Raw genomic sequence first — 20,608 nt, 5'->3', positions numbered from 1 at the left:
TTCGCCAAGTGATCTGAATTTATATTTTTTTTGCCCATGCATGAGCAGCATTTTCAATCAGAGATAATGCATGCTCAAAGGCTTCTCTACTCTGTCTGTATGGATCTGGAATATCCACGGAACCTATCCAGTGACCAAATAACATTGTTTTACCTCTAGCCTCTGGTACCAGCTCCGTCAAAGCATCGATATGACCTTGTTCCATCACCAATATTAGGTCTTGTTTTGCGCACAACTTAGCGGTTAGCTGCTGCGCTTTGTGGTCTAGCAGGTAGATACCACGTTCTGACGCGACAAGTCTGGCGGTTTCATCTGCTGGCTTTCCGGTTAGGCGACTTTTTTCTACGGCAATACCCGCCGAAGAAATCTGTTTATCTGGGAGTAGTTGCTGTAGTAACCGCTCTCCTGTGGGAGAGCGACAAATATTACCTACACACACGACAAGAATGTTCGAAAACATGTTTTGCTCCTTATAGACAACGTTTGAATGACTTGTTTATGTTCAAACAAGCCCTTCAGAATGCTTTTTCTATGGCCAAGTCCTGACTCGAAGGACGCCTTCTGTAAGTTCATTGAAGCCTGAGATGGTAGGTACTAGTTGTGCAATAACGCGATTCCAACGACTGATAGGCGCCGCAGTGACATAAACGATGTCATACGGTTTCAGAGCAAATTCAGTACCAATAACGAGCGCTGCCGCATCGGAGACATCAAGTTGATATATGTCGCCCAGTGAACCTGCGTCTTGTGACCTCCTAATTACGAATACACCTGTCGCATCCGCTGATATCTGATTAATACCGCCAACGTTGCTCAGAGCTTCCGTAAGGCTCATGCCAGCGCGATCTATTTTCAGTAGTTTAGGATCGTTAACTTCACCCATAACGAAAACCTTTTGTGAATCATTTCTTGGCACATGGATGATATCACCTGGTTGAAGTAGCCTATTTTCAGTGAGGTCGCCTTCTTGCATCAGCGCATAAAGAGATATGTTTTCAACTATGCCGTTTCTTGTCAGTGTTACATTTTTCCAGTCGGCGTTTTCGGCTAATCCACCTGCACGGTTAATTGCATCTAACAAGGTGAGTGGGATGTTGGTGATTGGTTGTTGTCCAGGATTACTTACTTCACCAGTAATGTAGGATTTTTTCGAACGAAAAGCTGCTACGCTGACATCCACTTGAGGACTTTCTATGTACTTTGCTAATCGGCGAGAAATATCAGCACGAATTTGACGAACGTTTTTACCCGCAACTTCAACAATACCTATATATGGATAGAAGATAGTGCCATCAGCATGTACCCAGTTCCCCCGCTTCAGCAGAGCTGCGATAAGAACCAGCAGGAATAGTTAGTTCTGGGTGATCCCAAATAGTAATGTTTAGTATATCTCCAGGGCCAACCTCATACTCATAAGAGCTAAGTTGGCGATCTAGTTCAGGGTTGGATTTGGCTTCTATCCCCAAAATTTTAAGTTGAGATACTTTATCAAGTGTAAGTGGAAAAACATTGAAATCAGAAGTGCGACTAACATTGCTGTCTTCGACGAAGTTTTTTCCATCTGTTGAAAGGTGACTACCGGGTACAGTACATCCAGAAAGAAGTACTGAGGAAAGCACTAAACTAGCTAGCTTTTTATGTTTGAAATTCATGTTTTTTCATTCATCTGACGTAAAGAGCGAGTTGCTGGTAGCAACATTCTTTTCCAGAAAAGACTTCACAACATAACCTTATAAGCACCACCTTCTTCTATTTATAAAGTGCTCAATAAGGGATTGATTGCATCTGGAGGCATGAACTCTAATGAATTTCAATGGTTAGAGCAATAGACAGTAATGCAGCAAGTGTCCAAATAAATATCGTATTTTTATGTTTTCACTTACAAGATTTCATATTGCGGATAAAAAACTTGTTCAATTAGCTCAAATTTTGTTTATTAGCTCTATATGTAGTGTTTTCTTTCTAAAATACAACCAAGAAAGTCTACCGACTAATTATCTCGTTGTATTAAATAGGATTATTAAAAATGTGACTCATGTCTCTTTTTTGTTTTGTTGTCTTTCGACATGGTCACTTCTTCGCTAACCCCTTCCCATTCAAATACGGAAGGATGTGCGGACGTGATTCGCCAGCCAGTTTACTGGTGACTTCTTGTGACCAAGTACTCTGTTTTTGATTGCTCGAACGGTTTGCATAGTAGTTTTGCATAGTTTGGTCATACGTCTGAATATCATCCAAGCTTAGGTCTTGATACTGATTTTCATGCACCACGACATGCTTAGGTAGGCGAGGTTTTACTTCAGGGGCTTGATCTGGATGACCAAGACACATACCAAATAAAATGGCGGTATTTTTAGGTAAACCTAATAATTCGTCTACTTTTTGGGCATTGTTTCGTAAACCACCAATATACACACCTCCTAGTCCCATCGACTCCGCCGCAAGCAAGCAATTTTGTGCCATGATGCCCGAGTCTACAGCGCCTATTAGCGTTAACTCGGTAAAGTCAGCTTGAACATCTGGGTTGATACTGGCATGGCGCTGGTAATCAATACAAAACACCAAAAACTCAGCCGCGCTTTCAACGTACCCTTGATTTCCGGCATATTGAGCTAATAGCGTGCGTTTTTCTTTGTCGGTGACGCGGATAATTGAAACGACTTGCAACATGCTTGATGAGGATGCCGCAAGGCCGGCTTGAAGAATGGCATCTAATTGTTCACTCTCAATCGGTTGTGAGGTGAATTTTCGAATTGAGCGGTGATTGAGAATTGTTTGAATCGTGCTGTTCATGGTGACTTAACATCCCCTGTTACGTTAAAGGCTGAAGACTCACCTTAGCGACATTTGATGAGTCGGTAAACTATCTCAAAAGAAAAACAATGCTTGGTGCATAAGTGTGAAGACGAATCGAGAATACACCACTCGTTCTGTTTGAGAGCGTATATACTGTTTTTAGAATCAATAATTTAAATGCAGTGGAAAATATGAAAGAACTCATTGTTCATACAGTTACGGTGTTTATGGGCTTCTTTGCCATCATGAACCCTATCGCCAATATTCCCATCTTTTTGAGTTTAACTGCTGATGAAGATAAAGAAACCATCCGTTCCATTGCGCTCCGCTCGGTTTTTATTGCATTTATTATCATCGCGATATTTTCTATTGCCGGTAAGTTAATTTTTGATTTGTTTGGTATCACGCTTTATGCATTGCGAATAACAGGCGGTATTTTGGTGTTTTTGATAGGTTTTAACATGCTTCAAGGTGATTCGACGCATCAAAAAACCAAAGAGAAGGCGTATTCACCAGCTCAGCAACGGGCGGCATTGAGTATTGCAGTGTCTCCACTGGCGATGCCAATATTAGCTGGGCCTGGAACGATTGCTACCGCGATGAACTTTGCGACAGCGGGTGGTTTCGATCAAACCATTATTACTATCGTTTCTTTCGCTGTCCTTTGTGTGATCACCTATGTACTGTTTTTGTTTGGAGACAAATTGGTCAAAGCGGTTGGACCAAGTGCTCTAAATGTTGTGACTAAAATGATGGGCTTAATTCTAGCGGTTATTGGTACTCAAATGTTCATTGATGGCGCGGGCGAAGCCTATAAAACGGTTTTCTCCTAGATTTCTCTTAGACCTTGCCACCTTGGTTAAGCCCGCAATTACATTTCTAACGGGTACGGATTTTTTGAACTTTAGTTTTCATTTTCTAAGAGAGAAATAAATAGACTTCACCTATTTCAATAATAAGAATATTCAATTGTTGTGATTGCACGAATTTCATTACTCTTTTGGCAAGGAGAATGGGGGAAATATGGCAACAAAAGCAATTGTAGTAGAAGGTGGCGCGATGCGAGGCGTCTTCGCAAGCGGAGTGTTAGATGCGTTTTTAGAGCAGAGTTATAAACCGTTTGATTTTGCAATCGGTGTATCTGCTGGTGCATCAAATTTGATTGGGTATTTGACCGACTACCCGCATCGCAGTATTAACGTCATTACTAAGCTGGCCACAAGTAAACGCTTTTTTGACCCGACTCGCTTCGTTAAAGGTGGGGATCTCATCGATGTGAAGTGGTTGTTTGAAGAATCTAATCGCTTGTATCCCGTCGATGAAAATAAACTGTTTAATGGCGTTCCTTTTCTCGCAGCGACAACAAATGTAGATACAGGGCAGGCAGATTACTATCGCGTGACACGTGATAATTTTCACCATGCGATTGAAGCGACAACAGCATTACCGATTGCCTACAAGCATACCCCTTGTTTTTCTGGTGGTTGTTATACCGATGGTGGGGTCGCTGATTCTATCCCAGTGCGTGAGGCTTATCGTCGAGGGGCTCGCGACATAACCGTAGTACTCTCTCACCCACTGAATTATGCCAAAAAGCCAGTTAAGACCACATGGCTGATGAAGAAACTGTTTGCGGAGCACCCCAAAATGGCGGATGCGATGTTAAGACGTGCAGATAACTATAATCAATCATTAGAGTTTATTCGTAACCCTCCACCAGGAACACATGTTAGGGTGATTGCCCCACCAGATAATTTTCATGTTCAGCGCTTATCAATGCGACAATCCGTTTTACTAGAAGGGTATGAAATGGGGCTGATTGAGGGGCGAGCGCATCTCACTAGTTTATCTGGTGTTCATGGTTTAGACCGGGAAAATTGTCATTTTTGCGTTTGATTATAAAAGAGCCTCATAGTGAGGCTCTTTTTACTTAACGTTCGAAGGGTGATTTAGTTGACTTTATCCCAAGCCATCTCCCAGTGTGAACCTATTCCAGGCTCGTAATGGTTTGCGCTTTCTTTCCACTGCATACAGTAACCAGAGTATGGGAAAGGTTTACATTGATAAATGCCCCCGTCGCTGGCAAGCACTTTTGTGCCCGCAGTGTAGCTAGATAGTCCTTCAGGGAAGACAAAATCGTACTCACCAGATGGTGGTGGAGTAACTGACTCTTCTTTTAAGTGAAAGTCGAGTGTTTGCTGATCCACCAAGTTGCCATCTTTGTCCTTAATACGTGTCACGAGCATATGGTGACCCGGCTCTGATTTACTTAAAGCGAGCGATATCGCCTCTACCGAGCCGTCTTTCATTTCGTTTGCCCAACTTGCAAGTGGTTCGCGATGGTGATTGTAAACGGTGAGTTCTGCATTTAAATCGCCTTCAGCAGTTAGTGTCAGATCCAACGTTGTCGGTGTTGACTCAATGATATACTCGTCTGCTAAGCCATCTACTGTGAGTGAGTATTCTGGGACAGGAGTTTCAATGTTATAGCCGATCTCTACTCGCTTAAGGCCGCTATTTGCTTGCAGATACACCGGATTAGTACCATAAACAGGAGTGAATTTATCCTCTGCATACTGCCCGGCTTGCAGTTTTGCTTGTTCTTGGTTTAGCTTAGTCGCGAGTGTGTAAGACCAGTTTTTCGCTTGGCCCATTGCTGCATCGGTAATTTCTAGTTCAGTTCTATACGCCACGTTTTCACCTGCTTGATCAAATACGCGTGTATAAACCGAATCCCCAATATTTAAATCCATTGTAGGAATAATTTGACCGCCTTGCTTCCAATCTGGAATAACGGGACTGCCACCATCAAATTTCACATCGATCACGTTATAAAATGAGGCTGCAGTGTCGCCAACATCCCATACTGCCAGGATGACATGGTATCCCTCGCGAGTAGGCACATTACATTGATGGCTTACCTGTTTCGGGGGTTGAACCATATTGCCGTCGACGACACAGAAAGGAGTTAGATCAAAAGAGTCTCGTGATAGTGAAGCGTTTGGGTTCCAATCAGGCTTGGTGATGTAATATTTCCAGTCGCGCGTCACGTGGTTAGCGGTAAATGTCCATTCAAAAGTTTGTGTACCTGCTTGAATAGGACGTTTTACCCAACGGTCGGCAGTTTGCTCATCAAGGGCAGCTGCTAAAGCGGTTTCGGCACTCGCTATTTTACCATCGCGAGGCCCTGTTTCGGGAAAGCCATCAGGGCCTTCAACGCTTTGCGGTTCATATTGAATCGCACCGCAGTTATTATTTTTTTCGTTAGTATCTGGCGTTGGATACTTACATAGTGCCGAGCGACTTGCAGCGACACCACCATTGGTTTCTGATACATAACCGTGAGCCGCAGCACCTGAACTAATGCTTGCAAGTGCTAACGCGAGTACGGATTTGGTTGGAAATGATTTCATCACATGTCCTCTGTTATGGCTGACAAACTAATGTCACACCCCGGCGCATGCTGAGCATAAAGCAACGCTACAGCAACTGGACTTCTGTAACACTGCGTTATGGTAACCCCGCTATCATGCGCATTCTTTTAGATTTTTAAATGCTGACAGACCGGAAGCTTTGCGTCCCACCCTTTCGAATGGTTTGCCGAAATGTGATTGAGCAGCCAAAATTTAGCTTAAGAATTTACATGTGGAAAAGTAAACGTCACTGACATGGAATCCTGTTCTCAAATTGAAAGATAACGATATCTTAATCTCGTCAATATTATGCAGTATCGTCTTGCAAGGTATTGATTTTAATTTTGTTTTTATCTTTTTTATAACCATGGCGAATGAGTGGAGGTTTGTTGGCGATAAGTGAAGAGGAATCGTGCTAAGGGTGAAAGAAGTTCTGTCTAAAGGGCGGAGTGTACCGCCCTCTGAATGGTGTTATTTCGGCATGATGACAGTATCAATCACGTGAATGACACCGTTTTTAGCTTTCACATCGGTTGCAATGACATTTGCATCGTTAACCATGACTTTATCGCCCATGGTTTTAATCATCACATCTTGCCCCTGAACCGTAGTCGCTTTGTCTAGCTTAACAACATCGGCAGCCATCACTTTCCCTGGCACGACGTGATAAGTCAAAACAGATACTAACTTGTCTTTGTTTTCCGGCATTAAGAGCATGTCGACTGTGCCGTCTGGCAGTTTTGCAAAAGCGTCATCCGTTGGTGCAAAAACAGTAAATGGGCCTTCCCCTTTGAGAGTGTCAACCAAGCCCGCTGCTTTTACCGCAGCAACAAGCGTATTGAAAGAGCCGTTTTCAGCGGCAACGTCGACAATATCGGCTTTCATCATGCCATGCTCATGAGCCTTGACGGGAAGCATAAAAGATAACGTCGCCATCAGTGTCGCCGCGATAACTAAGATACGTTTGAACATAATGTGTTCCTTACTAGTTGAGGGTACAACGGGTTCCCTGGAGTGTGTTTGCATTTGTACGCATTGTGATTGAGAGATGATCATCGCGTCCTACTTTCTTTTGAGGGTCTAACATGTCGCGCAAGAATTCGTCTGCCTTCTTGTTTCACATCGGCTCGTTTCCGCCACGTCCATAAGCGCTCTCTTGCTGCCTTAGCTGCGTTGTCTGGTGTGATAATAGGTGCAAGGTAACGGCTATCTGGCTGCAACTGATACATGACAGCTTCCATCTGGGTCATTGTCCAAGGCTCGAATAAAAGAGGGGGAGGAACCATTTGCAATTCAGGTACCCACTTGTAGATGAACGTGCCGTCAGGATCATGTTCTTGGGCTTGCTTGATCGGATTATAAATACGGATTGTGTTAGTCCCGGTTACTCCTGCTTGCATTTGGAATTGTGGGTAATGAATTCCGGGCTCAAAGTCGAGAAACAGTTGCGCTAAATGCGTTACACCTACTCGCCAATTCATGTTCATGTGGTGAGTAAGAAAGCTAACCAGCATGGCACGCATGCGAAAGTTAATGTAACCAGTGTGGTGCAAACAGCGCATGCAGGCATCAATCAAAGGTACGCCAGTATGCCCGGATTTCCATGCTGCTAACTTTTCTTCATCGAAAGTACTACTTTGTTTAATCAATGGTTCGTAAGCCCGATTAACGCAGTAAAACTCCATGTCGTATTCCGATTCGAATTTTTGGATGAAGTGACAGTGCCAATGAAGCCGTGAAGACAATGCAATTAAGCTGCGACGAAACCCAGCGACTTGCCAGTGTTTCAAAAGGTATTGATAAACTTCACGCAAGGATATGTTACCCCAAGCGAGATATGGAGAAAGTCGAGTACAGGCTGTGCGTGAGGCTGTGGGACTAGAAATGCTTCGATAGTAATCACGACCTCGACGATGGAAAAAGTCCTCTAGTGTTTTCCAAGCGAGCCGGCTTCCTCCCGTTTGCATTCCTTTGCATTTTGATAGCCAGGATGATGGTGGCGAAAACGAACAGCCGAGAGCTTCTGCATCCAATGAATGCAATAAGTCGGTTTGGAGCTCAATAGGGCTTATTGAGGCTCTCATGACAGAGTCCCAATGTTTGTCCCAACCTTGCCGGTTTATTGCCCCTCTGATTACAGCACCGTGTTCGAATTCAAACCAGTCGATGTTCTGCTCATACAGCCAAGCGGCAACTTGTCGGTCTCGTTCAAAGGTGCAGTTGAGTCCTATTTCTTGGTGAGAAAAAACAGCGTTGATTTGATATTGCGCTTGAATTGATTGGAAACATGCTAAGGCATCGTCAAACAGCACCGTGATTCGATGCCCATACGCTTTGAGCGTTTCATCCATGTCTTGCAGTGATTGCCAAACAAATCGCCAGTGGCGCTCAGAATAGTGTGGGTTGTTCAATAGCAATGGTTCAACAATATACAAAAGCACAGTTGGGTGCTTTGTTGATAATGCTTGAGTTAGTGGTTGATGGTCAGTCAGCCTTAAATCTCGCTTTAACCACACGACATTGATTGTTTGCATCGGAATCCTCTTTGTTTCCGATGTTGTACGCAAGTAAACCGAAGAAATCTCATCCAATGATCGGTTTTATTCTACAAAACGTAGAGGTAACTTTCAGGGAGGTGACACATGGCAATACCATTGAGTAAGTTACAAAAATACTTCTATGTAGACAAATTGGTCATTCATTCGCTTGATCTCGCATTGTACCAGGCATCTGTCGTGATTGATGGAGAAGCGCAATTTATCACTGATGACAACGGTATCTTTTTGAGGGCTCATTCCCTGATCGAGATGCAAAAGAAGTGCAGGAATATCAAAGCAAATAAGCAGGTTTTAGTACATCAAAGTGCTTATGATGAAATGGTGGGGCTACCCGAAGGCAAAAGAGACAATCAACTAGAGGTATTGGTGAGGGATACAAAATTGTATTGAAAGAGTATTGGTGCGTAGTAAAAGCGAGCCACCTTACGGCAGCTCGCTAAATATAAGGAGAGTTGGGCTTAGTCTTGTTTACGCTGCGCTTCTTTTTGCGCGTACTTAGCGGCACGTCGGGCTTCTCTTTGCTTGGCACTTTCACCACCAACATGCTGCTCGCCTCGCTGCTCTGCAAGAACAACTTGTTTTTCACGCTCGCGGAATCGAGCAATTTGTTCTTCTGAGTGTGTGCCGTGACATTTTGGACAGCTCACGCCTTGCTCGAACAATTCTGACTGTTTGTCTTCTTCAGTGATCGGTAGACGACAAGCGTTACATAAATCGTAATCTGCTTTTTCTAGCTGGTGGTTCACGGCAACACGACCGTCAAATACGTAACAATCGCCTTCCCACATGCTCTCTTCTTGAGGAACTTCTTCAAGATATTTAAGAATGCCGCCTTCTAGGTGGTAGACCTCATCAAAGCCCTGTTCTTTCATGTAAGCCGTTGATTTTTCGCAGCGGATACCACCGGTACAGAACATCGCAACTTTCTTGTGTTTTGCCGGGTCCATGTTTTCTTTTACATAGTCTGGGAATTCACGAAAGGTTTCAGTATTTGGGTTTACAGCGCCTTTGAATGTCCCGATCTCGATTTCGTAATCATTACGTGTATCGACAACAAACACTTCAGGATCAGCAATAAGATCGTTCCACTCTTGAGGTTTCACGTAAGTACCCACTACGTGGCGAGGGTCTATACCTTCAACACCTAATGTTACGATCTCTTTTTTCAGTTTCACTTTGGTGCGATTGAATGGCTGGGTCTCAGAATACGACTCTTTGTATACGGTGCCAGTCAAACGAGGTTCGTTGTTTAGCCACTCCAGTAGCGTATCAATACCTGCACGATCAGATGCAACAGTACCGTTGATACCTTCACTTGCCAGTAGTAATGTTCCGCGAATATGGTGTTTTTCCATCAACGCAAGTAATGGCTCGCGTAGCTCTTGATAGTTATTCAGCTCAACAAACTTGTACAGCGCACAAACTACATACTGACTCATGAGGTTTCCTTTAAAAATACAGGTGGTCAACGACCTTAAAATTTTAGCGGCACGAAGTATACCTGACTAAACTAGTCGGAAATACGGACAAATTATACGGATATTATGAGTAGGCGGGGCCTGGCGGTCTTTGATAGGGGTGCATGTCCGCAGGTGAAGCCGCTATGTGTTCAAATTATAAGCATTAATTATAGTGAGTCAGGTAGGTTGGGGCCGATACTTTTGGTTTAAATTTATGTTGTTATTCTGTTTTAGGCCCTTCAAAAAAGTTAGGCGCAAGAAGCACCAAATAATCACCGGAGTCATTGACAAGGAAAGGACATGTCGCAGTTTTATACATGAGGTGGTGAGGGATAAAGGTTTAGGGACAAAGAGTGAATGACTGATCGCCATTGTTCATAAACCGCTATAAACGCCTTTTCACCACATACTGAAAAGGCGTATTTCTAATTTCTGCCGTGCTTATTTCAACGTAGCTGCGGTCTGTTTGCCCATGGCTATGAGCCTATCGAGAATACGTTCACCGTCGGCACGTAAACCGTTGTGCTCGTACTCATTGGTGATCCACGCTTTTGAATTTGGTATTAACGCGAGCGTCTCTCGACTGATATCCATTTCAACAAACATATCATCGGCGTAAACGGCGCAACTGACAGGCACTTTGTTCTGAGCCAGTTGTGTTTGATCGTACAGCGTTGTCCAATCTTCTTTCGCGGCCAATATTTCTGCGGCGTCTTTTAGTGGTTTAAGGTTGACGTATTGGTCGAACATCCACGGGAAGACCATTTCCCCCGTAAAGTAAAATGGCTGGCCAGGTTCATAATTAAACTCTGTTCGGGTTTGGCGAACACGGTGCGCACTCCAATTCGACGCAAAGCCTTGGCAGTAAATCGATTCATGCAAAATGGCGTAGATCGGGTTGGTTTGGAAGTTTTGCTGCGCCAACATATCGTTCAAGAACTCATAGCGAAGTTGTGGTTTGCCGTCCACTTCAATCAACGCGCTTTCTAGCCAATAGTAAGTTGGCAAGAAAGTATCACTCACACCAAAGTTGATGCCGATTTGTTGAAATTGCTCCACCGTGAAGCGTTGACCATTTGGTAGGTACTCTTCGTTTTCCAGCAAGTGATTCGCAATGTTTTGGCAAAGTTGTTGCGCATTGGGAAATTGTTGGAAGAACGCTTGGTTTTTCTCCATGGTGCGTTTGAAGGTGGCTTCATACACATCGTCGGCATGACGCGAGACTGATGGCACGCCACCTGTGATGTAGCTTTGTAGCAAGCTGTCTGGGAACAAAGACAAATAGGTGAGGGAGCAAAAACCACCAAAGCTTTGACCTAAGATCGCCCATTTTTCGACGCCAAATTGCTCACGAATGTATTCTGCGTCGCGCACGATGTTATCCGCTCGGAAGTGGCTCAAGTAGTCTGCTTGTTGCTCTGGCGTGAGGTGAGCAAGCGTCTGGTGATTAATTACGCTGCTGTTGCCCGTACCGCGCTGGTCGAGAAGCAAAACTCGGTACTCTTGCAGGGCGCGTTTTACCCAGCCGTTATTGCCGTTTTGACGCGGAGAGGGAAAGCCAGGTCCGCCCTGAAAGTAAACCAACCAAGGTTTGGTCGATTCTTCATCGCCAACTAGGCAAACCGCACGGGCGAAGACTCTAATGGTGCCTTTGCTTGCGTCTTGGTAATCCAGAGGAACGGTAAAACTGTGGGGAGTGTAATGCAATCCTGCGTCGATAAATGATTGAGCGTTCATTGTTATCTTTATTTCCGTATTGAGGGGGTAGCGCTACTTTACTGCGAATGGCGCGAAGAACCAACGCTATTTCCCAATTGCCTCTTCAGTTCTATACCTTGATCAAATCAATGTAAGTTCAAGAAAATGAAACGATTAGCGACTGGTGCAACTGGTTGAGTGAGCTATGCTCAATAGAGTGAGGACAAAGTGAGAGCATGGAGGAAGTCGGATGAAAGTGTCACTGGCTCGATGGATTATTGTGACTTGTTTAATAAGCGTACCTACTTTTGCCGTTGTTACGCCCAACCCACCTCAATTAAAGGCGAAAGGTTACGTATTAATGGACTTTCAATCCGGTGCCATTATTGCCGAGCATAACGGGCGAGCAGGCCTTGCTCCGGCGAGTTTAACCAAGTTGATGACCGCTTATGTAGTTGGGCAAGAAATCAAAGCGGGGCGTTTGAATTGGGATGATGTTGTCACCGTGAGCGAAAACGCGTGGTCGGCCAAGTTTCCCGGATCTTCTAAAATGTTCATCAAACCGAAAGATGAAATTAGTGTTGCGAACTTAATGCGCGGCGTGATCATCCAATCAGGAAATGACGCGTGCGTTGCACTGGCTGAGCACGTTGCAGGCAGTGAACGCGGCTTTGTCGCCTTGATGAATGGTTGGGCGGAGAAATTAGGACTGCAAGACACCTATTTTGTGAACTCCCATGGTCTTGATAGTGATGGCATCCAAACCTCACCAACCGATATGGCAAAACTCATGCAGTCGATCATCAGCGATGTTCCTGATGTGTATGCGCTATACAGCGAGAAAGTCTTCAAGTGGAACGACATTACGCAGTACAACCGCAATAAGTTGTTATGGGACAATTCCATTGATGTCGACGGGGGCAAAACCGGCTACACCAGCAATGCCGGATACAGCTTGGTGAGCTCGGCCAAAGAAGGAAGAATGCGCCTTATCTCGGTGGTGATGGGTACGCCAAGTAAACAGGCTCGGATCAGCCAATCGAAGAATCTACTCAGCTATGGTTTTCGTTTTTATGACACCAAGCAAGTTGCTAAGCAAGGCCAAGTTGAGTCTAAAGTTCGCGTTTGGAAGGGAAATACCAATAAAGTTGAGGCGATCTTTGCTAAAGATGCCTATCTCACTCTGCCTCGTTCAATGACGGCTGGGCTTGATAAGAGTGTGGTGCTAAATGAACCGTTGATTGCGCCGATCGCGCAAGGAGACGAGATTGGTAAGATCGTTTGGAAAAGCGATGACAGTACCGTGGCGAGTTATCCCTTGGTCAGCAGCCAAGCGGTAGAAGAGGGCTCGTGGTTCGGTCAGCTTTGGGACAGTCTGGTGCTGTGGGTGAAATCGTTCTTTAACTAGAATAAAAACGAGCAGAAGTGTCTTTCTGCATTTTTTTGTTGATGGCCGCCCAGCTAAACGCTGGGCGGTGTTTTATTTAACGGTTTATTCCGACAAGGTGATGATTGGTAAATCGTCCCAAATCTTACTTTCATCCGATGCGCCACCGGAGAAGTTCCAAGGGCCTTTGTCTTGTTCTAGCGGACGGTAAGTTGCCGAAAGGCCGTCTAAGTCCCAAGTCGTGACATAGAATCGGATTCCATCGAGCGACTCTGGGCGGCCTAATGCATCGCTAGCAAAGTCCATAGAAATGGTGTTGTTGGCTTTGTCTACTGTCACTGTTGGTGCTGGAGTTACGGCTTCTCCCCATGTCGTCGCATTTGCTCCTTTGGTGCTGTAAATCGAGCTTTGCCAGCCAAAAACAACCGCATTGCGACTCCAGGTTCCGTTTGGCATAGAAGCGTTGATCTTCGGTAGCTCAGACAAGTTGGTTGCGGCTTCTTCCGGTAAATCAATAAAGATGGTGAAACCCACGTGGTCGAAGCCGTTTGGTGGCAACCAAGTGTCGGTGATTTTGTCCATAGTGAAGGTCAAACGTACGTTACTGCCAACGGTAAACACTTCTGCTTTGTTGATCGCGAGTTGGCTGTTGTCTTTGTCGAACGTTGGATCGGTTGGTAATGAGTAGTTGCCATTAGGGCCGCCCACGCCGTCTTGTGCATCGCCCGCATCATCAATGGTGTTGTCCGGCGTGTTTGACCAGCTTAGGTTGGAGACAAAATTCACGTCCTCGATGCCTGCTTTTTTCTCGGTGGAATAAATCGCGAAGCGGTGCTGTTGCTCGCCAATCGCAAAATGACGAGTCGACAGCGTGACACTAAACTGACCATCAGCACCTACAGTAATGGTTTGCGCTGTTTCCAAGTTACCATCGACGACGAGGTTCAACTTCTCGTTGGCGTTCGCACTACCCGCGATAACAATATCACCAGTGATGGTTTGCCCTTCCCAATCCTGTGCCAGTTGGATTTTGAGGTCTGGGGTATCTACAGATTGATTGCTGCTTGTTTTTGAGTAAATCACTGCTGACTTGGATGGCAACTCAAGGGTTACGTTACCATTTTCATCTGCGACTAATTGCTCTGGAGCGTCTGCCCAGTTCGACATGATTTGTTGCTGGAAAACGGTGCCGTCCGCTTGCTCTACATCGAGTTGGTTCATCAACATTGGGGAATTCGATGTGTTCATTACCACTAAGACTTCGTCGTTATCCAAAGTGCGGGTAAAGGCGAACACACCGGCGCCAGCTTTATCGCTGCCAATGACTTTCATTTCGCCGCGTGTCATGACTTTGTTTTCGGTACGTAACTTAGCAAGCTCTTGGATGAACAAGTACATCTCGCTGTTTTGGTCGAATGAATCTACGTAGTCGCCGTCTTCACGGTAACCGCCAGCAAACATCGCATCGCGCGCTGCTGGCATCGCTTGCTCTGTACCTTGGTAAATCACAGGAATACCGGGTACGCTCATCATGGTGATCAGAGCTTGCTTCATATCGTTGACACTGCCTTGCGATAGAAAACGTGGCATATCGTGGTTATCAATGAAGTTCGGCATGATGTATGGATTTGGGAACATCTCCATCATTTTCTCAAGACGGAAGCGTAAGTAATCGGTCGGTTGCCCTGATGCAAATACGCGCGTCATGGTCGCTTGCAATGGGAAGTTCAGTACCGAGGTTAGCTGTTTCGGCGAGCCACTTTCACCGATGTAAGTCAGCATCTTCTCTTCGCCTTCGGTGTGGTAAGGCGTCGATGTTTCGAATACTTCACCAAAAGTGAGGAAGTTGTCACGACCGGTATCAACCGCTTGCGTCATCACACCATCGTCGGCGTGTAGGAAGTCATTCCAGAAATCGTGTTCAACAAACTTCACCGTATCGATACGGAATCCGTCGACGCCGACTTCGCGAATCCATTTTCGGTAGCTCTCTTTTAAGTAAGCGCGCACTTCGGGATCGGACGTATTAAGGTCATCCAAATCAGAGAGTTGCCAGGTTTTTTCTTGTACCGGATCGTTGTGGTCGGTGATGGTTGGCGTCCAGTGGTAGCTGCCTGTGCCGTCTGTTTTACACTCGTTCATGTTGAGCGGGTATGGCAGTTCTTGCCCGGCGTGTAGCGCATTTTCAATCAAACGGAAGCCTTGGCAAGGTAGGCTTGGATCATAACTGTAAGGATCATCGTAGGTGAAGAAGTTGCCTACATGGTTGGTCACGATGTCCTGAATTAAGAACATGTTACGCGCATGCACTTCGCGTGCTAACGCTTGGTAGCTTTCCATGTCGCCAAAGTGTTCATCCACTTTTTGGAAATCGCGCGCCCAGTACCCGTGGTAGCCGCCGTAGTTTTGCTCTGCATCCCACCATTGGTTAGCAACTGGCGGAGTAATCCAGATCGATGTGGCACCGAGATCTTCGATGTAGCTTAACTTATCACTCACGCCAACGAGGTCGCCGCCGCTGAATTTTTTATCCGACGTCGGATCGAATTCGTTTTGCCCTTGATCATTGAGAGCGCTGTCGCCGTCGTTAAAACGGTCGATCATCAGGAAGTAAATGATTTGATCTTGCCAATCAGGAGATGCCACGTGGCTGCCTGTATCGATTGGTGTGGTTTCGTCGCTTCCACAGCCAGAGAGAGCAAGAGCGATCGCTAAAGGAAGTATTTTTATTTTATTCATTGGGTTAGGTAGAGTTTCAAACACAGTTTCTGCCTCCGTTATGCAGTAATGCAGAAACGATAAAGCAAAGGTTTGAAATTGAGAGTGTCATTTCACGCCAAAAAAGACGTGAAATGATGTCACGAAGAGACGATTTTGATCTGACCGACAGTTTTAATTGAGCGGTTGCACAATAGGATATTGTATCGGGTAATGCTCTTTCGCGAGCTCGTTGCCGGATTCATCATAAAGGCGGAAACGGCACTGCTTTGTAGTTTGAGTGAGCGATAATTGCAGCACCCAACAAGCATAATGTAGCGAGTGTTTGGTTAAGCGCATTGCGTGAGGTGTGGGGTCATCATCGGCGTAACAGTCAATCCTCGCAACGTTTTCAAGTCGGCATGCCAGTTCGATAAAGAGCGTATATTGCGCCCCAATGTTAATAAGTTGCCGAGTCGGGACAATATATTCCGTTGCGCCAATTAAAAGCCCCTTAGAAACTACATAATCACGCTGGTGGTTATTCTCAATGTAACGCTCCCCATCGACTTCGTAACACAGGCGAAAGGTAAGGGGATGCGCCACCGGAAGTTCGGTCGTTGCCCAGAGTTCGGTGCCATGACTTAAAAAACGCTCGAAGAAGGCGGGGTAGCGCCGCCATGCGCCATCACGGTCACGGCATTCTACCGAGACCACTTTTTCAAACGCAATATTGTCCACTTCCATCCAGATTTTGCCGACAGGTTGGTCGATGTGGTTATCGTCGAAGGTATTGGCTTTGGCGTAGTACAAGCGGATCGGTTGCTGATTTAGCTGAGTTCGGTTATCCAAACATTGTTGGCGATACTGCATGGGTGAAAACGGATACCAACGACGAAAAGTGCGGTGAAAGTTCGATGGTTCTTCGTAACCAAGTTGATAGGCGATTTGCTGCGTTGTGAGTTGGGTGTCGGCAAGCAAAGTGAGTGCTTGCTTTCTTTTCGCGAAATCAACGCATTGAGAGTAGCTCATTTGCTTCTCTTGCAGTCGACGTTGCAAGGTGCGTTTGGAGACGCCCAGTTGCCTTGCCGCTTGCTCTAACTTGAGCGCGTAATTGCTGTTTTTGATGAACAAGGCGTTCAAAACACTCAGTAATTCTGGTTGCTCAATTGGCTGGTGAGAAAGCAGCAAATAAACATGTTTCACCAGGTCAAACACGCTTGAACTCGTTTTAGAATCTCGCGTTTCCCCTAGAAAAATATCGGCCGCGAGTGGATTGCTGGCTTGAATTTGTACCTGTATTGATTCGCTTAGCTCAAGCATTTCCAATTGCATTTTGAGCAAGCCAAACACCGACTCCGCCCAATTTGGCATATCGCCCGTTCTACATTCGACTTGCAGATGGATTTGGGCATCACCATGCTGCAATGTGACGTACAAACGGCGGTCGAATAATGAGACACTTTTACTCCACCAAAGCAGCCCTTCTTGGAGGTTAGGCGCTTCTTTCAACATCATGCATTGCAAGGCCACCAACTTCTCAATGTGCCAATATTCGCCGGCAATTCGAAGGTGATTGTGACCGAGCTTTTTGCACAGAAAGGATGTAATAACGTTATCTTGAGGCAGCATGAGTTGAGTTTGGTTGCGAGCAAACATGCATTATTGCCGAAAAGATGAAGAAGTTCAGTGAGAACGCTCAAAGCCTTTCTTATCGTTTTATTTTCAAATTTATTTTGAAAATGTTTTTAATCGAAATCGGTTTTTCCCTTTATCTCATGAGGTTATGCTGTTACTCAGCTTAAACTCATTAATTGGAGAGCCTCATGGATATCGTACAAGCTGCAAAATCTCGTTACTCAACGAAAGTGTTTGACCCAACGCGCAAGCTATCTCAAGAAAAAATCGATGCAGTTAAAGAGCTGATTCGTTTTAGTCCATCGAGTGTGAACTCCCAGCCTTGGCATTTCATTCTGGCAAGCACAGAAGAAGGCAAACAGCGCATCGCTAAAGCGGCGCAAGAGAATTACGCGTTTAACGCGGCGAAGATTCTCAACGCATCTCACGTATTGGTGTTTTGTGCAAAAACAGGCATCGATAACGACTACATTGAAGCGCTAATGGTGCAAGAAGAAAAAGATGGTCGATTCCCAACTGAAGAAGCGAAAGCGGCTGTGCGCGGTGGTCGTAGCTACTTTGTGAACATGCACCGTTTTGATCTGAAAGATGCAAACCATTGGATGGAGAAACAAGTTTACCTCAACGTGGGTACGTTGCTGTTGGGTGCTTCGACGCTAGAAATTGATGCAGTACCAATTGAAGGGTTTGATCCAAAAGTGCTGGATGAAGAATTTGGCTTGCGTAAAAAAGGTTATACCAGTGTTGTGATCGTGCCGCTTGGCTACCACGCGGAAGATGACTTCAACGCGAAAACGCCAAAGTCTCGCTGGGACGCAGAAACCGTATTCACCGAGATCTAATTCGAGCTTACTTACAGGTGACGTAGAACCCCGTAATCAATATATAAATCGCAAAAGAGTGATAAAACGATGATCCACTTAGTCGCAGAAGTGAAAGCCTATCCAGATAGTAAGGATCAGGTGGTGAATTTGCTTGCTGGTTTACTAGAGCCAACTCGTAAAGAAGAAGGCTGTTGCCAATACGAGTTGTATCTCGACGAAAAAGTTGATGGCCTATTTATGTTCCAAGAAATCTGGGCGTCGCAAGAGGCCTTGGATAAGCATTTGCAAAGCCCGCATATGGCGACGTTTCTTGAAACATTGGAAGAGAATGATTGGGTTGAATATACCCAGATTCGTCCTCTTCGATTTATCGCCTAATGACAGAAGGTTGCCAGCACGTTGGCGCGTTGCTGGCAGCATTTTTGTTGGATAAAGTCGCGGAAAGTCCGAATCGTTGGCGTCAATAATCGACGATCGGCACATACCATGTAGAGCGGCACTGGGCCGCAATCCCATTCTGGTAACACTCGCACCAATCTTCCCTCGATTAAGTCTCGGCTAATGTCCATCAATGATTTATTCGCAATGCCTTTGCCTTTGATCGCTAACCGGTGTGGCAAGTCACTATCGTTGCTCAACAAGTTACCGCTGGCCACGATTTGTTCTTTCTCGCTGCCACGAGTGAGCGTCCATTTGTTGTAGACCGAATCCGCGACCATGTAGCACAAGCAGTTGTGTTGCGTTAAATCGGCAGGAGAGGCGAGTTCTGGATGTGTAGCTACGTACTCTGGCGATGCACATAATATCCGTTCGTTTGACCCACACAATGCCAATACGACCAGATTGGAGTCGGCCGGTTCGCCGTAGCGAATCGCAATATCGACAGGCTTTGTGTACATATCCGTCAAGCTATCGGACAGCTCTAGTTTGATGGAAACATTTGGGTAGAGATCGATGAACTCATCCACCCAATCGAGCAACATATTGCGACCAAAATCGGAGGGTGCAGTAATGTGCAGCTGACCAGACAACTCCCCGCGCGCACTTGAGATCTGATCCAACCCCTCTTGCAATGTTGCCAACGCTTGCGTGGTTTTGTCTAAAAACAGTTCGCCCTCTGAGGTTAAACGCAGGCTTCGGGTGGAACGCACAAACAACGGGAAACCGATTTGCCCTTCAAGACGCTTAATCGATGCGCTAATGGCGGCAGGTGTCATGTCCATACTGTTAGCGGCTTTTGAAAAGCTGCCTTGGCGCGCGGTTTCGACAAAAATATTGAGGTCGTTGAGGGCTTTCATAATGAAAAGGGCTTTTAAGAAGTTTGGGCTACTATAGGGGAGAGTCGTAGGCCAATTCAAGGTTAAAACATTAGGTTGCACGGCGAGTTTGAGTTAGATTAGCGCGCAACTTCACTTTACCGGATCAATAGCATGAGCCAACAGCAGCCGAATAACCCACTTCACGGGTTGAGTTTAGAGAAAATCGTCACCCGACTAGTTGAACACTTTGGTTGGAATGGCATGTATGAGCGCGTTCGTGTGAACTGTTTCAAGAAAGATCCTTCAATCAAATCGTCGCTGAAGTTCCTGCGCAAAACGCAATGGGCGCGGGACAAAGTCGAAGCGCTGTACATCGAGACGTTCTGCTAACCGCTCTATGGTCTGCAGCAAGCGGTAAGTAGATTCTTAGTCTCGCTTTGGCTCGCTAGAATGACGCAGCTTTTCTTATCGCGTAGGTTGGAAGAGTCGCTCCACTGATACGTCCAAAGTGATTTTCCGGATGGTCACTTAGGCTTATCTGGAATCGCTTTTTTAGATGGTTTTGTAGAGGTCAGAGCCAAACTCGAACTGTTATTCTGAACCGAGAGGAACGAGCGTGATTCAGAATTTACCCTCAGATTGTATTGAGTTTATTCATGGCTCTATGGTCTGTAGCAAGCGGCAAGTAGATTCTTAGTCTCACTTTGGCTCGCTAGAATGACGCAGCTTTTCTTATCGCGTAGGCTAGAAGAGTCGCTCTACTGATGCGTCTAAAGCGAGATTCCGGATGGTCACATAGGTTTATCTGGAATCGCTTTTTTAGATGGTTTTGTAGAGCTCAGAGCCAAACTCGAACTGTTATTCTGAACCGAGAGGAA

The 20,608-nt window shown here is 45.6% G+C and carries 17 protein-coding genes, 1 pseudogene and 1 riboswitch; of the genes and pseudogenes, 7 read left to right on the top strand and 11 right to left on the bottom strand.

The features are described 5' to 3' along the window. Positions 1 to 19: 19 nt before the first annotated feature. From R7040_RS06845 to nfsA, 3 genes and pseudogenes are all read right to left on the bottom strand, one after another. Positions 20 to 460 carry a low molecular weight protein-tyrosine-phosphatase gene (locus R7040_RS06845; protein WP_053303899.1) on the bottom strand — a complete coding sequence of 147 codons (441 nt, stop codon included), beginning with the start codon at positions 458 to 460 and terminating at the stop codon, positions 20 to 22. A gap of 69 nt (positions 461 to 529) precedes the next feature. Further along, a pseudogene (locus tag R7040_RS06840) lies at positions 530 to 1,652 on the bottom strand (polysaccharide export protein). Positions 1,653 to 2,070: 418 nt separating this feature from the next. Further along, positions 2,071 to 2,793: an oxygen-insensitive NADPH nitroreductase gene (gene nfsA / locus R7040_RS06835; protein WP_053303898.1), complete on the bottom strand. Its 723-nt coding sequence runs from the start codon at positions 2,791 to 2,793 to the stop codon at positions 2,071 to 2,073. Positions 2,794 to 2,987: 194 nt separating this feature from the next. Here nfsA and R7040_RS06830 point away from each other — a divergent pair, with 194 nt between their 5' ends. Together R7040_RS06830 and R7040_RS06825 are read left to right on the top strand one after the other, a co-directional pair. Then, positions 2,988 to 3,629 (top strand): MarC family protein, encoded by a 642-nt coding sequence (locus R7040_RS06830; protein ID WP_005374889.1) that lies wholly within the window; start codon positions 2,988 to 2,990, stop codon positions 3,627 to 3,629. A 190-nt stretch (positions 3,630 to 3,819) separates the two neighbouring features. Continuing rightward, the gene (locus R7040_RS06825; protein ID WP_017634445.1) at positions 3,820 to 4,692 is read left to right on the top strand and encodes a patatin family protein; all 873 of its coding nucleotides are present in this window, start codon (positions 3,820 to 3,822) and stop codon (positions 4,690 to 4,692) included. A 53-nt stretch (positions 4,693 to 4,745) separates the two neighbouring features. On the opposite strand, the gene gbpA is transcribed toward R7040_RS06825, so the two are convergent. The 3 genes from gbpA to R7040_RS06810 all read right to left on the bottom strand — a co-directional run bounded on the left by gbpA (position 4,746) and on the right by R7040_RS06810 (position 8,743). After that, entirely contained in the window at positions 4,746 to 6,209 is a 1,464-nt protein-coding gene (gbpA, locus tag R7040_RS06820; protein ID WP_064354960.1) for an N-acetylglucosamine-binding protein GbpA, read from the bottom strand. Between the two features lie 98 nt (positions 6,210 to 6,307). Continuing rightward, positions 6,308 to 6,408, bottom strand: a riboswitch (cyclic di-GMP riboswitch). 272 nt (positions 6,409 to 6,680) lie between these two features. Further along, positions 6,681 to 7,181 (bottom strand): fasciclin domain-containing protein, encoded by a 501-nt coding sequence (locus R7040_RS06815; protein WP_005384595.1) that lies wholly within the window; start codon positions 7,179 to 7,181, stop codon positions 6,681 to 6,683. Between the two features lie 80 nt (positions 7,182 to 7,261). Then, positions 7,262 to 8,743: a cryptochrome/deoxyribodipyrimidine photo-lyase family protein gene (locus R7040_RS06810; protein WP_017820144.1), complete on the bottom strand. Its 1,482-nt coding sequence runs from the start codon at positions 8,741 to 8,743 to the stop codon at positions 7,262 to 7,264. A 108-nt stretch (positions 8,744 to 8,851) separates the two neighbouring features. Here R7040_RS06810 and R7040_RS06805 point away from each other — a divergent pair, with 108 nt between their 5' ends. Beyond that, entirely contained in the window at positions 8,852 to 9,157 is a 306-nt protein-coding gene (locus R7040_RS06805; RefSeq protein ID WP_005374898.1) for a DUF6482 family protein, read from the top strand. Between the two features lie 68 nt (positions 9,158 to 9,225). Here R7040_RS06805 and R7040_RS06800 read toward each other — a convergent pair whose 3' ends face one another. After that, positions 9,226 to 10,206, bottom strand: coding sequence for a rhodanese-related sulfurtransferase (locus R7040_RS06800; RefSeq protein ID WP_005374899.1), 981 nt, complete (start codon positions 10,204 to 10,206; stop codon positions 9,226 to 9,228). Between the two features lie 462 nt (positions 10,207 to 10,668). After that, entirely contained in the window at positions 10,669 to 11,964 is a 1,296-nt protein-coding gene (locus R7040_RS06795; RefSeq protein ID WP_064354959.1) for an alpha/beta fold hydrolase, read from the bottom strand. A gap of 211 nt (positions 11,965 to 12,175) precedes the next feature. Here R7040_RS06795 and R7040_RS06790 point away from each other — a divergent pair, with 211 nt between their 5' ends. After that, a complete protein-coding gene (locus R7040_RS06790) occupies positions 12,176 to 13,333 on the top strand; it encodes a D-alanyl-D-alanine carboxypeptidase family protein (RefSeq protein WP_064354958.1) in 1,158 nt (385 codons plus the stop codon). Between the two features lie 84 nt (positions 13,334 to 13,417). On the opposite strand, the gene R7040_RS06785 is transcribed toward R7040_RS06790, so the two are convergent. Next, a complete protein-coding gene (locus tag R7040_RS06785) occupies positions 13,418 to 16,075 on the bottom strand; it encodes an alpha-amylase family glycosyl hydrolase (RefSeq protein ID WP_064354957.1) in 2,658 nt (885 codons plus the stop codon). A gap of 129 nt (positions 16,076 to 16,204) precedes the next feature. Next, a complete protein-coding gene (locus R7040_RS06780) occupies positions 16,205 to 17,668 on the bottom strand; it encodes a helix-turn-helix domain-containing protein (protein WP_198039124.1) in 1,464 nt (487 codons plus the stop codon). Positions 17,669 to 17,835: 167 nt separating this feature from the next. Here R7040_RS06780 and nfsB point away from each other — a divergent pair, with 167 nt between their 5' ends. Together nfsB and R7040_RS06770 are read left to right on the top strand one after the other, a co-directional pair. Further along, a complete protein-coding gene (gene nfsB / locus R7040_RS06775; protein WP_064354956.1) occupies positions 17,836 to 18,489 on the top strand; it encodes an oxygen-insensitive NAD(P)H nitroreductase in 654 nt (217 codons plus the stop codon). 69 nt (positions 18,490 to 18,558) lie between these two features. Beyond that, the gene (locus R7040_RS06770; protein WP_005374925.1) at positions 18,559 to 18,849 is read left to right on the top strand and encodes a putative quinol monooxygenase; all 291 of its coding nucleotides are present in this window, start codon (positions 18,559 to 18,561) and stop codon (positions 18,847 to 18,849) included. Here the strand turns inward: R7040_RS06770 and R7040_RS06765 are convergent. After that, on the bottom strand, positions 18,846 to 19,769 hold the full coding sequence (locus R7040_RS06765) for a LysR family transcriptional regulator (RefSeq protein WP_318081153.1): 924 nt from the start codon (positions 19,767 to 19,769) through the stop codon (positions 18,846 to 18,848). The two genes, R7040_RS06770 and R7040_RS06765, sit on opposite strands and share 4 nt — an antisense overlap. Before the next feature lie 132 nt (positions 19,770 to 19,901). Between R7040_RS06765 and R7040_RS06760 the strand changes: the two genes are divergently transcribed. Beyond that, positions 19,902 to 20,120 (top strand): VF530 family DNA-binding protein, encoded by a 219-nt coding sequence (locus tag R7040_RS06760; RefSeq protein WP_005374929.1) that lies wholly within the window; start codon positions 19,902 to 19,904, stop codon positions 20,118 to 20,120. The last annotated feature ends 488 nt before the right edge of the window (positions 20,121 to 20,608 follow it).

This window comes from Vibrio sp. 1069 (assembly GCF_033340555.1).
The sequence above is the reverse complement of the archived record's forward strand: the minus strand, read 5'-3'. Positions and strand labels throughout refer to the sequence as shown.

Excerpts from the sequence above, each read along its gene's own strand:
- R7040_RS06845 (WP_053303899.1), bottom strand. The coding sequence starts at position 460 with ATGTTTTCGAACATTCTTGTCGTGTGTGTAGGTAATATTTGTCGCTCT.
- nfsA (WP_053303898.1), bottom strand. The coding sequence starts at position 2,793 with ATGAACAGCACGATTCAAACAATTCTCAATCACCGCTCAATTCGAAAA.
- R7040_RS06830 (WP_005374889.1), top strand. The coding sequence starts at position 2,988 with ATGAAAGAACTCATTGTTCATACAGTTACGGTGTTTATGGGCTTCTTT.
- R7040_RS06825 (WP_017634445.1), top strand. The coding sequence starts at position 3,820 with ATGGCAACAAAAGCAATTGTAGTAGAAGGTGGCGCGATGCGAGGCGTC.
- gbpA (WP_064354960.1), bottom strand. The coding sequence starts at position 6,209 with ATGAAATCATTTCCAACCAAATCCGTACTCGCGTTAGCACTTGCAAGC.
- R7040_RS06815 (WP_005384595.1), bottom strand. The coding sequence starts at position 7,181 with ATGTTCAAACGTATCTTAGTTATCGCGGCGACACTGATGGCGACGTTA.
- R7040_RS06810 (WP_017820144.1), bottom strand. The coding sequence starts at position 8,743 with ATGCAAACAATCAATGTCGTGTGGTTAAAGCGAGATTTAAGGCTGACT.
- R7040_RS06805 (WP_005374898.1), top strand. The coding sequence starts at position 8,852 with ATGGCAATACCATTGAGTAAGTTACAAAAATACTTCTATGTAGACAAA.
- R7040_RS06800 (WP_005374899.1), bottom strand. The coding sequence starts at position 10,206 with ATGAGTCAGTATGTAGTTTGTGCGCTGTACAAGTTTGTTGAGCTGAAT.
- R7040_RS06795 (WP_064354959.1), bottom strand. The coding sequence starts at position 11,964 with ATGAACGCTCAATCATTTATCGACGCAGGATTGCATTACACTCCCCAC.
- R7040_RS06790 (WP_064354958.1), top strand. The coding sequence starts at position 12,176 with ATGAAAGTGTCACTGGCTCGATGGATTATTGTGACTTGTTTAATAAGC.
- R7040_RS06780 (WP_198039124.1), bottom strand. The coding sequence starts at position 17,668 with ATGTTTGCTCGCAACCAAACTCAACTCATGCTGCCTCAAGATAACGTT.
- nfsB (WP_064354956.1), top strand. The coding sequence starts at position 17,836 with ATGGATATCGTACAAGCTGCAAAATCTCGTTACTCAACGAAAGTGTTT.
- R7040_RS06770 (WP_005374925.1), top strand. The coding sequence starts at position 18,559 with ATGATCCACTTAGTCGCAGAAGTGAAAGCCTATCCAGATAGTAAGGAT.
- R7040_RS06765 (WP_318081153.1), bottom strand. The coding sequence starts at position 19,769 with ATGAAAGCCCTCAACGACCTCAATATTTTTGTCGAAACCGCGCGCCAA.
- R7040_RS06760 (WP_005374929.1), top strand. The coding sequence starts at position 19,902 with ATGAGCCAACAGCAGCCGAATAACCCACTTCACGGGTTGAGTTTAGAG.